At 64.5% G+C, this 13,454-nt stretch carries 14 protein-coding genes; 1 reads left to right on the top strand and 13 read right to left on the bottom strand.

All coding sequences use genetic code 11. From position 1 onward, the window contains the following. Window positions 1–42: 42 nt before the first annotated feature. The 9 genes from BRSPCE3_RS29855 to BRSPCE3_RS29815 all read right to left on the bottom strand — a co-directional run bounded on the left by BRSPCE3_RS29855 (window position 43) and on the right by BRSPCE3_RS29815 (window position 10,364). Window positions 43–1,059, bottom strand: coding sequence for an ABC transporter ATP-binding protein (locus BRSPCE3_RS29855; RefSeq protein ID WP_244069923.1), 1,017 nt, complete (start codon window positions 1,057–1,059; stop codon window positions 43–45). After that, window positions 1,056–2,069 carry an ABC transporter ATP-binding protein gene (locus tag BRSPCE3_RS29850; protein WP_244069922.1) on the bottom strand — a complete coding sequence of 338 codons (1,014 nt, stop codon included), beginning with the start codon at window positions 2,067–2,069 and terminating at the stop codon, window positions 1,056–1,058. The genes BRSPCE3_RS29855 and BRSPCE3_RS29850 overlap by 4 nt, the downstream gene beginning before the upstream one ends. Continuing rightward, window positions 2,069–2,962 (bottom strand): ABC transporter permease, encoded by an 894-nt coding sequence (locus BRSPCE3_RS29845; protein ID WP_244069921.1) that lies wholly within the window; start codon window positions 2,960–2,962, stop codon window positions 2,069–2,071. The genes BRSPCE3_RS29850 and BRSPCE3_RS29845 overlap by 1 nt, the downstream gene beginning before the upstream one ends. A gap of 4 nt (window positions 2,963–2,966) precedes the next feature. After that, entirely contained in the window at window positions 2,967–3,914 is a 948-nt protein-coding gene (locus BRSPCE3_RS29840) for an ABC transporter permease (RefSeq protein ID WP_074129975.1), read from the bottom strand. Between the two features lie 36 nt (window positions 3,915–3,950). Continuing rightward, window positions 3,951–5,546, bottom strand: a complete 1,596-nt coding sequence (locus BRSPCE3_RS29835; RefSeq protein WP_244069920.1) for an ABC transporter substrate-binding protein — start codon at window positions 5,544–5,546, stop codon at window positions 3,951–3,953. 285 nt (window positions 5,547–5,831) lie between these two features. Continuing rightward, window positions 5,832–6,719, bottom strand: coding sequence for a TauD/TfdA family dioxygenase (locus BRSPCE3_RS29830; protein ID WP_244069919.1), 888 nt, complete (start codon window positions 6,717–6,719; stop codon window positions 5,832–5,834). A 79-nt stretch (window positions 6,720–6,798) separates the two neighbouring features. Further along, window positions 6,799–7,497: a DUF2270 domain-containing protein gene (locus BRSPCE3_RS29825; RefSeq protein WP_309296341.1), complete on the bottom strand. Its 699-nt coding sequence runs from the start codon at window positions 7,495–7,497 to the stop codon at window positions 6,799–6,801. 122 nt (window positions 7,498–7,619) lie between these two features. Beyond that, window positions 7,620–9,170 carry an AMP-binding protein gene (locus tag BRSPCE3_RS29820; RefSeq protein WP_244069917.1) on the bottom strand — a complete coding sequence of 517 codons (1,551 nt, stop codon included), beginning with the start codon at window positions 9,168–9,170 and terminating at the stop codon, window positions 7,620–7,622. A gap of 39 nt (window positions 9,171–9,209) precedes the next feature. Continuing rightward, entirely contained in the window at window positions 9,210–10,364 is a 1,155-nt protein-coding gene (locus BRSPCE3_RS29815; protein ID WP_244069916.1) for an iron-containing alcohol dehydrogenase, read from the bottom strand. A 453-nt stretch (window positions 10,365–10,817) separates the two neighbouring features. On the opposite strand from BRSPCE3_RS29815, the gene BRSPCE3_RS29810 reads away from it, so the two are divergent. Then, on the top strand, window positions 10,818–11,120 hold the full coding sequence (locus BRSPCE3_RS29810; RefSeq protein WP_244069915.1) for a DUF6916 family protein: 303 nt from the start codon (window positions 10,818–10,820) through the stop codon (window positions 11,118–11,120). On the opposite strand, the gene BRSPCE3_RS29805 is transcribed toward BRSPCE3_RS29810, so the two are convergent. From BRSPCE3_RS29805 to BRSPCE3_RS29790, 4 genes are read right to left on the bottom strand one after another with little or no spacing between them, the layout of a single operon-like run. Then, window positions 11,102–11,659 carry a GNAT family N-acetyltransferase gene (locus BRSPCE3_RS29805; protein ID WP_244069914.1) on the bottom strand — a complete coding sequence of 186 codons (558 nt, stop codon included), beginning with the start codon at window positions 11,657–11,659 and terminating at the stop codon, window positions 11,102–11,104. The genes BRSPCE3_RS29810 and BRSPCE3_RS29805 overlap by 19 nt on opposite strands. 7 nt (window positions 11,660–11,666) lie before the next feature. Then, window positions 11,667–12,197, bottom strand: a complete 531-nt coding sequence (locus BRSPCE3_RS29800) for a phage tail protein (protein WP_244069913.1) — start codon at window positions 12,195–12,197, stop codon at window positions 11,667–11,669. Window positions 12,198–12,209: 12 nt separating this feature from the next. After that, entirely contained in the window at window positions 12,210–12,698 is a 489-nt protein-coding gene (locus BRSPCE3_RS29795) for a phage tail protein (RefSeq protein ID WP_244069912.1), read from the bottom strand. A 42-nt stretch (window positions 12,699–12,740) separates the two neighbouring features. Then, a complete protein-coding gene (locus tag BRSPCE3_RS29790) occupies window positions 12,741–13,238 on the bottom strand; it encodes a phage tail protein (RefSeq protein WP_244069911.1) in 498 nt (165 codons plus the stop codon). Window positions 13,239–13,454 lie beyond the last annotated feature (216 nt).

The following is a 13,454-nucleotide window of genomic DNA, read 5'->3' as shown; positions in this document are numbered from 1 at the left end:
AGCCCCGCAAATCAATGGACAGTCGGGGTAACGGGTCCCGGCCTACGCCGGGACGACAGTGGAGTATGAGGCAGCTTGCCCCGTCCCGTCATTCAGCCAGCACGCCACCTGATGCTTTGTGCCAGCCGCCTGCAACGCGGGCCGTTCGGTCTTGCAGCGATCGAACGCATAGCGGCATCTCGTGTGGAAGGCGCAGCCAGACGGCGGATTGATCGGGCTCGGCACGTCGCCGTCGATCAGCGGCGCGGTGCGCCTGGCCTTGGGGTCGGCAATCGGCACCGAGGCGAGCAGTGCCTGCGTATAGGGATGGCGCGGGTTGGCGAACAGCTCGTGCTTGTCGGCGATCTCGACAATGCGGCCGAGATACATCACGGCGACGCGGTGGCTGATATGGGCGACGACCGCGAGATCGTGCGCGATGAAGAGGTAGGAGAAATTCTGCTTGCGTTGCAGCTCGATCAACAGATTGATCACCTGCGCCTGGATCGAGACGTCGAGCGCGGAGACCGGTTCGTCGCAGACGATCAGCCGCGGGCCGAGCGACAGCGCACGGGCGATGCAGATGCGCTGGCGCTGCCCGCCGGAGAACTGATGCGGAAAGTTCTTCATCTGGTCGGGCCGCAGCCCGACCTGCTGGAACAATTCCGCGACGCGCTCCTGCTTCTTCGCACCACTCGCAAGGCCATGCACGGTCAGCGGTTCGCCGACGATGTCGCCCGCGGTCATGCGCGGATTGAGCGAGGCGAACGGATCCTGGAACACGATCTGCATCGAGCGGCGGTACGGTCGCAGCGCGCTCTTGCTGAGCGGGGCGATGTCCTCGCCGTCGAGCTTGATCGCGCCGCTGGTCGGCTCGACCAGCCGCAGCACGGTGCGCGCCACCGTCGACTTGCCGCAGCCGGATTCGCCGACCAGGCCGAGCGTCTCGCCTGCGCCGAGCGCGAAGCTGACGCCGTCGACCGCATGCACGGTGCCGACCTGTCGACGCAGCACGCCGCCACGCACCGCGTAGTGCTTGACGAGATCGGTGACCTCGAGGAGCGGGCGCTGTCCGGTCATGACGCCTCCGCCAGCTCGCCGGCGCGCCAGCACGCCGCCCAGTGATTGGGTTTGACCTCGTCGAGCGGCGGATACTCCTTGTGACAGCGGTCGACGGCGAGCTTGCAGCGCGGCGCGAAGGCACATCCCGGCGGCAGCCTGGTCAGTGACGGCACCATGCCGGGGATTTCGGTTAGCCGCACATCGTCCCTCGCGTCGGGCGAGGGCACCGCGGGGATCGAAGCCATCAGGCCGCTTGTGTAGGGATGCAGCGGCGTCTCGAACAGCGATTCAACCGTCGCCTCCTCGACCTTCTTGCCGGCATACATCACGATCACACGCTGCGCGGTCTGCGCAACGACGCCGAGGTCGTGGGTGATCAGGATCAGTCCGGTGCCGAGCCGCTGCTGCAAATCGACGATCAGCGCCAGGATCTGCGCCTGGATGGTGACGTCGAGCGCGGTGGTCGGCTCGTCCGCGATCAACAGCGCCGGCCGGCACGCCAGCGCCATCGCGATCATGGCGCGCTGCCGCATGCCGCCGGAGAGCTGATGCGGATACTCCTGGGCGCGCCGCTCCGGCTCCGGAATGCGCACCAGCCGCAGCATGTCGACCGCCTGCTTCCACGCCTCCTTGCTGCTGACCTTCTGATGCAGCCGCACCGCCTCGATGATCTGGTCGCCGATCCGGATCACCGGATTGAGCGAGGTCATCGGCTCCTGGAAGATCATCGAGATGCGGTTGCCCCTGATGGCGCGCATCGCGGCTTCATCGAGTGTCAAGAGATCGGTGCCTTCGAGCGTCACCGAGCCTCCGACGATGCGGCCGGGCGGATCGGGCACCAGCCGCATGACCGAGAGCGCGCTGACGCTCTTGCCGCAGCCGGACTCGCCGACGATCGCCAAGGTCTCGCCGCGGCGGACCGAGAACGAGACGTCATCGACCGCGCGGAACAGGCCGGAATTGGTGAAGAACACCGTTTGCAGGTTCTTCACGTCGAGAACCGTCTCTGCCGTGGTGGCCTCGCTCATCAGCCGCGCTGCCTCGGGTCGAGGATATCGCGCAGCGCGTCGCCGAACAGGTTGGTGCCGAACACAGCAAGACTGATCGCAATGCCGGGGAAGATCACCAGCCACGGCGCGGTGCGGACATATTCGGCGGCGGATTCCGACAGCATGCGGCCCCAGGATGGATAGGGTTCGGGGATGCCGAGGCCGAGGAACGACAGCGACGCTTCGGTCAGGATGGTCGAGCCGAGCTGCGCGGTCGCGAGCACGATCAACGGCGCGATGGTGTTCGGCAGCACGTGGCGGCATGCGATCCGCATCTCGCTCATGCCGATCGACTTGGCGGCCTCGACAAATGGTTGCTCGCGCAGCGCCAGGGTGTTGGCGCGGATCACGCGGGCAACGGTCGGGATCAGCGGAATGGCGATCGCAAGGATCACGTTCGGCAGCGATGGGCCGAGTGCTGCGGTCATGACAAGGGCGAGCACCAAGAGCGGCAGCGATTGCAGGATGTCGGTGATCCGCTGGAACACGAGATCGACCCAGCCGGACAGATAGCCGGAGGCGAGGCCGACGGTCACACCGAGCGTGGCGCCCAAGGTCGTGGAGCCAATGCCGACCGCAAGCGAGATCCGCGCGCCGTGGACGATGCGGCTCCAGACGTCGCGGCCGAACGAATCGGTGCCGAACCAGTGCAGTGCGGACGGTGCAGCCAAACGGTGCGCGGAATCGACGCTGAGCGGATCGTAGCGGCTGATGACGTTGGCTGATATTGCGGTCAACACGAACAGCAGCATGATGATCAGCCCGACCGTGCCGAGCACATGGCGCTGCGCGAGGAACGCGAGCCGTCCCCAGCCGCCGGTGGCGTTGGCCCCGGCGCGGCGCAGCTCGCTGTCGAAATTGATCGTTGCCACGCGTTCAGTCTCCGAATCTGATGCGCGGGTCGATTGCCGCATAGAGCATGTCGACGATGAAATTCACGACCACCACGACGACAGCGATGAACATCACGAGGTTCTGCACGATCGGGTAGTCGCGCCAGCGTAGCGCCTCGACCAGGAAGCGGGCGATGCCGGGGATGTTGAACACGGTCTCGGTGACGATCAGCCCGCCGATCAGGAACGCGGCCTCGATGCCGATCACGGTGATCACCGGCAGCACCGCGTTCTTCAGCGCGTGATGGTAATTCACCGAGGCTTCTGAGGCGCCCTTGGCGCGCGCGGTGCGGATATAGTCCTGGCGCAGGATCTCCAGCATCGAGGAGCGGGTGATGCGCATGGTGAGCGCCGCGCTGCGGAAGCCGACCGCCATCGCCGGCACCGCATAGATGGTCAACGCCTCGAGCCAGGTCTTCGGGTTCGGATTGAAGATCGGCATGGTGCCGAACAGCGACACCGAGGCCATCAGGATCAACAGACCGAGCCAGAATGACGGCAGCGACAGGCCGCTGAGGCTGACGACGCGCAGCGCGTAATCCAGCTTCGAGCCTTGATGCACGGCGCTGATGACGCCGAGCGGAATGCCGATCGAGGCGGAGAACAATAGCGCCAGCCCGGCCAGCCGCGCGGTGATCGGAATCCGCGGCAGGATCTCCTCCAGTGCCGGCTTCTCGGAGACATAGGAATAGCCGAGGTCGCCGTGCAGCAGGCCGCCGATCCAGTGCAGATACTGGATCACGATCGGCTGGCTCAGGCCGAGCTCGCGCTCGAGATTGGCCTTGTCGGCGGGATCGACGAAGCCCGCGGCGTCGAACAGGATGTCGACGATGTTGCCGGGCACCACGCGCAGCAGCACGAAGATGATGACCGAGATCCCGAACAGGGTCACGAGCATCAGGAACAGCCGCCGTACGATATAGGCAAACACCCTCGCGCTTCTCCCTGATCCCGCCCGAGTCTCGGATTACTGATCGAGCCAGACGTCTTCGTAACGATAGCCGTTATACGAGCTGTTGGACATGATCGTGACATTCTTCACGTAGGGCTTCCAGCAGGTGCCGGTGCGGGCATGGAAGATGATCGGCCGCGCGACGTCTTCCTGCAGCTTCTTGTCGATCTCCCAGACCAACTTCTTGCGCTTGTCGAGGTTGGTCTCCTCGGATTGCTGGTCAAACAGCTTCTCGATGTCCTTGTTGCAATAGTTGGTGTAGTTCCGCTCCGAGCCGCAGGCATAGTTCTCGTAGAACGACTGATCGGGCTCGTCGACCGCGTTGCCGGTGAGGTTGAGGCCGAGCGAATAATCCTTGCGCGCGATCTTCGGGAACCATTGCGCGGTGTCGACAACGTCGAGCTCGGCGTCGATATAGATGCTTTTGATCTGGTCGATCAGGATGATCGCGGGATCGCGGTAGACCGCGATGTTGCGGGTCGACACCTTGATCTGCAGGTGCTTGTCCGGGCCATAGCCCGCCTTCTGCATCAGCTTGCGGGCTTCCTCGCGATTCTTCTCGATGTCGGGGCCGTAGCCAGGGATTTGCTCCAGCATGTCCTTCGGCATCGCCCACAGGCCGTCGGGTGCCGGCTCCATGGTGCCGCCGATGTCGCCCTGGCCCTCGAACATGATCTGGATGAACGCCTTGCGATCGAGCGCCAGCGCCAGCGCGCGGCGGATGTCGAGATTGTCGAACGGCGGCGCGGTCGAATTGATGATGATGTTGGTTGAGACGTTGTTCGGTTCCACCACACAGACCGCTTTCGGGTCCTGCGACTTGACGTCCTTGAGCAGCGGGATCGAAACCTCGGTCGGGAACGTCATGTCGAACTTGCCGGAGACGAAACCGAGGATCGCAGTCGAGCGGTTCGGGATGATGGTGAACTCGATGCCGTCCAGATAGGGCAGGCCCTTTTTGAAATAGTCGGGATTCTTGGTGAGCTTGATCGATTCGTTGGCCTTGAACTCGACGAACTTGAACGGGCCGGTGCCAACCGGCTTGGTGCGCATCTCGGCCGGCGAGACGTGGCAGGGATAGACCGGCGAATAGCCCGAGGCGAGCAGCGACAACAGCGCCGGCTGCGGCCGCTTCAGCTTGAACGATGCCTCATCGTCGCCGTTGGTCGTGACCTCGTCGACCTGGTCGTACCAGGACTTGCGCGGATTCTGCCGGAACTTCTGCTGCGACTTGCCCATCAGCATGTCGAAGGTGCATTTGACGTCGGCTGCGGTGAACGGCTTGCCGTCGTGCCACTTCACATCCTTGCGCAGCTTGAAGGTGAGCGTCTTGTTGTCGGCGCTCCAGGCCCAGCTCTCCGCCAGTTCGGGCCGGATCGTGCTGGCGCTGTTCTGGGCGATGTGCTGATCGAAGATGACGAGGTTGTTGAAGATCGGCATGAACGGAACGTTCAGCGAATAGGTGGCGCCCTCATGGATCGAGGCGCTGCCGGGGCTGTCGCGGTGATAGATCCTGAAGATGCCGCCGGATTTCGGCTCGGCTGCGCGTGAAACGTCGCTGATGGTCAGCACAGACAACACCGCGACGGCCAGCGCTTGCACGCTCCGCATGGTCCCCTCCCACAAGTCGGTCTCAATGGCCGATTGGCATCGACGATACCACGGTGAGGCTGTCGGGCAACCAGCGAGGGCCGTGAGGGGATTGGCAATTCGGATGACGTGACGGCATTAAAATTTCCACGGACCGGGAATAATGCCTGCGATTGCGGGGAACTCAGTCTGTTTCGCTATGCAATGTTGAAACTCCGATCGAATTCGATCGATAACGCCGTAGCGTGCGGTGCCAAGCGATTCGCGATGAGCGACAGTTTGTCGCCTACGTTTTGCAAGTTTGTCTCACTTCGCCGCCTGCGTTGATGGCAGGTGCATGTTGGCGACGCCATCCGCCTCGGTCGCGGAGATCGTGGTGCGGATCATCAGGCGGCCTTCATGCGCTGGCCAGGGGCGGCCGCGATGCATGGTGGCGCGGTTGTCCCACATCACAACATCGCCCTGCTTCCATTGGTGCAGATAGCTGACGCCGGGTGCGGTCGCGGCCTCGGTCAATTGCTCGATCAGCGCCTTGCCGGCCTCGGCATCCATGCCTTCGACGCCATAGGCATGCGAGGCGAGATACAGCGCACCGCGGCCGTTGATGGGATTGCGCCAGACCATGCGCCAGCACACCGGCGGCAGCGCATCGGTTTCCTCGGTCGTTGCGAGGCCGGTCGCGACCTTGCTGCGCGAATGCGCGTAGGAATGCCAGGCGAAGGAGTTCTCCAGCCGCGCAGCCTGATCCTTGTCGAGCCGCTCAAAGGCGAGCCGCATCGAGACGAATTCGGTTTCGCCGCCATGTTCGGGGATGATGCGCGCCGACAGGATCGAGGTCAGCGCCGGCACGCGCTTGAAGGAGGAGTCGGTGTGCCAGAGCTGGTTGGCCTTGGCACGCAGCTGCTGGCGGTGATCCGACGGAACCACCTTGCCGTCAGGGCCGAAGGTCGAGAGGATCACGAAATGCGAGCCGGTGCCCATCGAGCCGACCTTGGTGGTCTCGGGCGGACCGAAGCGGCGCGAGAAGGCGAGCTGGATGTCGTCGCTGACCTCCTGGCCGCGGAACACCAGCACCGAATGTTCCTCGAACGCCGCGCGCACCGCGGCATAGGCGGTATCGCTGGCCGCAACATCCGACAGCGTCACGCCGCGCAGTTCGGCGCCGAAGCCCGGCTTGAGTGGGATCACGTCCATCGGCAGGTCCTCCCTGACTTTTCTTGTTGGACCAAGGTTAGGGGAAAAGCTCGCCTGCGGCAACGCGGCTTGCGCCGCCTCATCCCATTGCGATCAGGTTGTGCCGGGTGCGCCGGTCGGCGACCTCCATGCGTTGCGTGACCAGGGCGAACAGCGCCCAGCTGGAATGGAAGGCAACGCCGGCCAGGATCACGATGGTTCCGGGAATCGGACCGATCGAGGCGCGGTCCCAGATCGCGCTCACCTCGGTGAGCGGCAGAGGGTGGATCGCCAGCTTGCCGTAATAGGCGATCGCCTGGATCGCGAAGATCCAGCCATAGGTGCGGCGCAACCGCCGGCCGACCGCGCGCGCAAAACTGATGTGATAGCTCGGGTGGCGATAGTCATTGGCGAGCAGCTCGGTCCAGGCCGCGTTCGGCGTCGGACCTTCGCCGCGGATCATCGGCGCGTAGAAATCGGTTTCGAGCAATCGGGCGCGGGCGCGCCAGACGTTGAAGTAGCGGTAGCGCCGCGCTTCGAACAGCAGGAAGACGGTGACGAGCAGCCCGACCAGCACCATCGGTAACGGCGAGGCTTCGGCGTTGCTGTAGGTCGCCGACAGCGCGATCCCGGTCGTGACGACAGCCCAATTGGTCGAGCTGTCGAGGCGGGTGCGCCAGACCGTGCTGCGGTAGACCTCGCCGCGATAGAGGTGGGCGAGCGCACCGATCTCGGCGGCGGTGAATTCGAGCCTTCCGGCCTGCACCGGCTCCGGCTCGCGCGGCTGGGGCGACGGCATGGCGGCCTCCGGCGAAGCTGGCTTGCGATCGCGGAGCATAACGCGAAATCGGTGCGACGGGCGAGTCCGTTACGCCACCCGGCGCTCCCAGCTGCATTTGCCGGCTCGCCGCACTGCCAGGCTCACACGATCCGCGAGGTCTTGTTGCCCCAATAGCGATCGCGCAGCAGGCGCTTGTAGAGTTTCCCGGTCGGCAGCCGCGGCAGCTCGGCCTCGAAATCCACCGAGCGCGGCACCTTCTGCCGCGACAGCGCGCTTGCGCAGAACGCGATCAGCTCCTCGGCGAGCTCCGGCCCCGCGGCGATGCCCTCAGCCGGCTGCACCACCGCCTTCACCTCCTCGCCGAGATCGACATTGGGCACGCCGAACACCGCGGCGTCGGCGACCTTGGGATGGGTGATCAAGAGGTTCTCGCATTCCTGCGGATAGATGTTCACTCCGCCGGAGATGATCATGAAGGTGGCGCGGTCGGTCAGATAGAGGAAGTTGTCGTCGTCGACATAGCCGACGTCGCCGACCGTACTCATGCTACCGTCCGCCGAGCGGGCTTCGCTGGTCTTGGCTGGGTCGTTGAAATATTCGAACGGCGTCGCCGTCTTGAACCACACCGTACCCGGCGTTCCCTTCGGACACGGCTTCATGTTCTCGTCGAGGATGTGCAGGTCGCCGAGCAGGACCTTGCCGACCGTGCCGCGATGCGCGAGCCATTCTGTGCTGTTGCAGGCGGTGAAGCCGAGGCCCTCGGTCGCGCCGTAATATTCGTGGATGATCGGCCCCCACCATTTGATCATGTCGTCCTTGACCAGCGCCGGGCAGGGCGCGGCAGCATGGATCGCGATCTCGAGCGTCGATAGGTCGTAGCGGCTGCGAACCTCCTCAGGCAGCTTCAGCAGGCGCGAGAACATGGTCGGCACCAGCTGGCTGTGGGTGATGCCCCATGTCTCGACCAGCGCGAGATAGCGCTCCGGATCGAAGCTCTCCATGATGACGACGGTGCCGCCCATCCGGATGGTGAGATTGACCGCGGCCTGCGGCGCCGAGTGATAGAGCGGCGCCGGCGAGAGGTAGACCATGCCCTCGCGGTAGTGCCAGAGCTTGGTCAGGAAATCGAACAGCGGCAGGTTTTCTGATGGCGGCTGTTCTGGCAGCGGCCGCACGATGCCCTTTGGCCGGCCGGTCGTGCCGGACGAATAGAGCATCGCAGTACCCGCATATTCGTCGGCGATCGGCGTTGCCGGCATGCCGGCGGTGGCCTCGCGCAGCCCGACGATGCGATCGCTCTCGCTGTCGCCGTCGACCACGATGCAGAGCTCGACCTGCGGGCACTCCTTCAGCGCCTCGCGCGCGATGTCGAGCTTCAGCTTCGAGGTGATCAGGATCCGCGACTGGCTGTTGGTCAGGATGTAGCCGAGCTCGCCCGGCGTGAGGTAGGAATTGACGCAGGTGAAGTAGAGCCCGGAGCGCTCACCGGCGCCACAGGCTTCGAGGTAGCGGTTGTTGTTCTCCATGAAGATCGAATAATGGTCGAGCCGCTTCATGCCGCGGTTGCGGAACAGATGCGCGAGGCGGTTGCTGCGCGCCTCGAGCTCGCGATAGGTGACGATCTCGCCGGTCCCGGCCATGATGAAGGCCGGTTGCAGCGGGCGCAGGTAAGCATGCTTGCCGGTGTACATCGAACTTTACTTCCCCCTCGCTCGCGACTCGTTTTTGCTCTAGGCCGCCATCTCCAGAATCTCGCGCACCTCCGACGGGCCCTCGATCTTGCGCGGATTGCGCGGCACCCAGGGTGTTCGCATCGCCTGCGTTGCAATGCGGTCGAAATGCTCGGGGCCGACGCGAACCTCTTGCAGGCTGCGCGGCATGCCGAGATCGCGGATGAAGCGGTCGAGCACGTCGCCGGCGTCGGCGCCCGGATGCCCCATCGCGGCCGCGACCAGCGCCTGGCGGTCGGCATTATCGCGCTTGTTCCAGCGCATCACCGCGGGCAACATCACGCAGGACGTGTAGCCGTGCGGCACGTCGAACTCGGCGCCGAGCACATAGCCGATGCCATGGCTCGCGCCCATCGGCACGCCCGAGGCGAGCGGGCCGGTCGAGAGCCAGGTGCCGATCTGGCAATCCATCCGCGCGGCAATGTCCTTCGGATCGGCCTTCACCCGCGGCAGGCCAGCCGCCAGCATCTCCAGTCCCTTCAGCGCCTGGGCGTCGCCATAAGGATGCGCCTCGCGCGAGCAGATGCCCTCGACGCAATGGTCGACGGCGCGGATGCCGGTCGACAGGAACAGCCAGTCCGGCGTGTGCACCGAGATATCAGGATCGAGGATGGTGGCGCGCGGCATCACCAGAGGATGGCGCAGCATCTCCTTCTGCCGCTTGGCCTCGTTGGTGACGCCCGCGATCGAGGAGAACTCGCCGCCGGCGATCGTGGTCGGCACGCTGATCTGGCGCACCACCGGCGGCTTCATCTCGGGCGCGACGCCGCCATGGGTGCGGATCGTGTCGATGCCGTCGGATGTGGTGACGTTGTTGGCAAGGCAGAGCTGGACGGCTTTGGCGCCGTCGGTGATCGAGCCGCCGCCGATGGTGACGATCAGGTCGGCCTTGGCGGCGCGGGCCTGTTCCGCCGCCGCGATCACGGCGGCGCGCGGCGTATGCGCCGGCATCCGGTCGAAAGTGCCGACGCAGCGGGCCCCGAGCGCCTGGCGAATCTTCTCGATCTCGTCGGTCTCGCGGTTCAGCGTGCCCGACACCATCAGGAAGGCGCGCTGGGTGCCAAGCCGGTCCAATTGCTCGACGACGGCCTCACGGGCCGGGCGCCCGAACACGACCTCGTCCATGGCGCCAAATACGACACGGCCTCGATGCACGCGCCTCTCCCTCAACATGGTCCGCCTTGCCGGCGGGCCTTTGCCGGGAGGTTAGCGGAGGAAAGTGGGGCCGTCATCAGGGGTGTCGGTTGCAGGGCTGGACGCTCCGCTTCCACCGCCGTCGTCCCGGCGAAGGCCGGGACCCATACCCCGCAGCAGATATATCGAACGGGACTTGTCATTCCTGCATCGCGCAACGACTGGCTTTCGGGGTAATGGGTCCCGGCCTTCGCCGGGACCACAGCGAATGTGTGGCGCGTTTGGTGAGCCATACACCGCATCCTCGCGGCGCCGGCGCGTCCGAGTCTTGCGTTTACTTGCCTCCATCCACCCGTCATTCCCCGGTGCGCAACTGCGCACCGGGGAATGACGCCGAAGTTGGATCGCGGGCAGAAATCTTGACGGCGGCGGCGCGGCCTATGCTACAGCTGCGAAAGCAACCGGGGCGTGCGCATGACATCCACCGTCGATCTGTCGAAATTGCATATTGATGACTTCAGGCCGCATCAGGATGCCGAATTCGAAATGCAGGTGGCGGAGCGCGTGGTGACGCTGAAGCTTGCCGAGGTCGAGCCCGCGGGCAACAGCGGCCGGCCGGGTGGCGCGTTCTCGCTGGTGTTCGCGGGGCCGAAGGGCGCCTTGCAGCAGCAGGGGATCTATCCGGTGCGGCACCCGGTGCTGGGCGTGATGGAGATTTTCCTGGTGCCGATCGGGCCGCTTGCGGACGGCAATGGCTATCAGGCGATCTTCACCTGATCGCCGGAAGCTGCGGCCGCGCGCCAGCGCATCAGGTCGTAGACGCCCTTGTCTTCCTCGGTCGTGAAGCCAAGCCGGCGGTAGAGCCGCATCGCCGGGTTGAGCTTCTCGACATGGATCGAGATGTCCTTGCGGGCCGCCGCGGCCTCGTCCGTCGCATCGCGCAGCAGCGCCTCGCCATAGCCCTTGCCGCGATGCACCGGCATGAAGGCGATGTCGATGATGCGGTGCTGGCTCGGCCAGCGCTCGATATAGAAGCGGCCGATGTCCTCCTCGCCATGTGTGATCACCAGCCAGTCGGCGTTCGGATAGTAGTGCTGGTAATGCGCGTGCTGGGCGCGGAATTGCTGATCGAGAAAGGCCGCCTTGTCCGTCTCGCTCCACGGCACCGGCGCCAGCTCCTCGGCGCGGGTCGCGGCATAGAGCCGGCCGAGGAACGGCAGGTCGGCCTCCGTGAGGCGACGAAAGCCGCAGCCGGCTTGCGCCGCACGCGCCCAGCCGAACGCGCACGAGCCAGATGAGAGAACGTCGAGCGGCAAGACGACCTCAGCTCCGCGGCGGGAAGACGCCCTGCAGCGAAATGCAGAAATTGAGCGTGAGATAGGGCATCAGATTGTTGTGCGGCAGGTTGGAGCCTGTCAGTCCGATCATGCTGGGGCTCATCTGCACCAGCGCGGGCGTCGGAGTGCCGGCGACATAGGCCGCGCCGTTGAGCGATCGCGCGATGCCCCGATTCGGCGCCGGTGCAGCCTGGTCGGCTTGCAAGTTGATCGCCATCATGTCGTGGGGGTGCGAGGCGAGCTCCGATTGCAGCAGAATTACCGCGTCGGAGCCGCCGTTCTCGCCGAGGTCGTAGAGCGAGAGGCCGGGTCCCTGTCCTGGCGCCAGTGGCGCGTTGCCCTGCATGTTGGGCAGCGCGAAGTTCGACGTGCCATTGCCACCATAGGTGACGCCGAGCAGCGAGAACAACGCGGTGTTCTGCGAGATCGCCACAAGCTGACCGTTGCAGAAGGCCCAGCCCTTGGGCGCGAAGTTGAACGGAAAGATACGGATCTCGGCGACGAAGGGGTCAGCCATGGTGTCGCGCTCCTAGCTCTGGCTCGGGAAGATGCCGAACAGCGAAATAATGAAACCGACGCACAGGAAGGGCTGGATGTTGCTGTGCGGCTGGCTGCCGCCGGTCGGTCCGATCACCACCGGGCTCAGCGGCGTAGTCGGCGTTTGCTCCTTGTAGAGCAGCACCGCACCGCCCATTTGGTCGAGCACGTTGCCTTGCGGGTTCGAGCCCGTGCCGGTGTTCTGCGATGCCATCATCGTGTGGGTGTGTGCCGGGATCGTCTGCGTCGTCAGGGTGACTTGCTCGACGCCGCCGATTTCGCCCATCGCGAACGCGGTGCCCGCACTGAAACCAGTATGTACCGGCAGCCGGCCGCGAAGATCTGGCAATCCAAAGGTCGACTGGCCGTCTCCGCCATAGGTGGTGCCGATCAGGTTGAACAGCGCGTCATTTTCGGAAATCGCCAGCAGCCTGCCATCGCAGAACTGCCAGCCGGCCGGCGCGAAATTGCCGGCGAACATTTTGATTTCGCCGATAAACGGTTGTGGCATGAGAGGTCTCCGTCAATTCTGCGAAGGGAAGATACCCTGCAGCGCGATGCAGAAATTGATCGTCAGGAAAGGTTGCATGTTCTGATGCGCCTGGCTGCCGCCGACCGTGGAAATGCTGCCTGGCACGAGCGGGGTCAGCGCGGCGGGCGCGGCGTACGCGTTGTTCAATGCGCCGAGAACGTTGTTGGCCGGCACCAGAACGGCGCCATTGGTGTTGGTGGCGTTCGCGACATGAGTGTGCTGCGGCATTTCGCCAATCAAAAGCGTATGCGCCTGCTCGCCACCGAGTTCACCGAGCACATGGCCGTTGCCGACATGCATCGGGGTGCGGCCCTGCAGATTGGGCAAGGCGAAGGTGGTTTGCCCGTTGCCGCCATAGACGGTACCGAGCAACGAAAACAGCGGCTGGTTCTGATTGATCGGAAGCACTTGCCCATTGCAAAAGGCCCAACCCTTGGGCGCAAAGCCGAACGACATCATGCGGATTTCGGAAAGAAACGGATCGGCCATAAGTCCCTCCGCGGAGACGTCGTAAGATTTGTGAAAAATACAAGACAATGATGCCGCGTCGACAACATGTGCACGATAGCGTGTTTTCCGCGAAGTGCAACCTAAACGATTGTGCCGCGTTGGCAATTTTTCTTCAATCACCGGTTGAATATGCGTTCCGCGAGTCGAGATCGCTGGTGTGGAGTCCGCGCCATCAAGGGGATGTCCCCGCGTGTA

It is taken from the genome of Bradyrhizobium sp. Ce-3 (assembly GCF_022835695.1).
Lineage (GTDB): Bacteria > Pseudomonadota > Alphaproteobacteria > Rhizobiales > Xanthobacteraceae > Bradyrhizobium.
The sequence above is the reverse complement of the archived record's forward strand: the minus strand, read 5'-3'. Positions and strand labels throughout refer to the sequence as shown.

Excerpts from the sequence above, each read along its gene's own strand:
- BRSPCE3_RS29795 (WP_244069912.1), bottom strand. The coding sequence starts at position 12,698 with ATGTTCGCCGGCAATTTCGCGCCGGCCGGCTGGCAGTTCTGCGATGGC.
- BRSPCE3_RS29790 (WP_244069911.1), bottom strand. The coding sequence starts at position 13,238 with ATGGCCGATCCGTTTCTTTCCGAAATCCGCATGATGTCGTTCGGCTTT.
- BRSPCE3_RS29800 (WP_244069913.1), bottom strand. The coding sequence starts at position 12,197 with ATGGCTGACCCCTTCGTCGCCGAGATCCGTATCTTTCCGTTCAACTTC.
- BRSPCE3_RS29810 (WP_244069915.1), top strand. The coding sequence starts at position 10,818 with ATGACATCCACCGTCGATCTGTCGAAATTGCATATTGATGACTTCAGG.
- BRSPCE3_RS29850 (WP_244069922.1), bottom strand. The coding sequence starts at position 2,069 with ATGAGCGAGGCCACCACGGCAGAGACGGTTCTCGACGTGAAGAACCTG.
- BRSPCE3_RS29855 (WP_244069923.1), bottom strand. The coding sequence starts at position 1,059 with ATGACCGGACAGCGCCCGCTCCTCGAGGTCACCGATCTCGTCAAGCAC.
- BRSPCE3_RS29820 (WP_244069917.1), bottom strand. The coding sequence starts at position 9,170 with ATGTACACCGGCAAGCATGCTTACCTGCGCCCGCTGCAACCGGCCTTC.
- BRSPCE3_RS29830 (WP_244069919.1), bottom strand. The coding sequence starts at position 6,719 with ATGGACGTGATCCCACTCAAGCCGGGCTTCGGCGCCGAACTGCGCGGC.
- BRSPCE3_RS29825 (WP_309296341.1), bottom strand. The coding sequence starts at position 7,497 with ATGCCGTCGCCCCAGCCGCGCGAGCCGGAGCCGGTGCAGGCCGGAAGG.
- BRSPCE3_RS29835 (WP_244069920.1), bottom strand. The coding sequence starts at position 5,546 with ATGCGGAGCGTGCAAGCGCTGGCCGTCGCGGTGTTGTCTGTGCTGACC.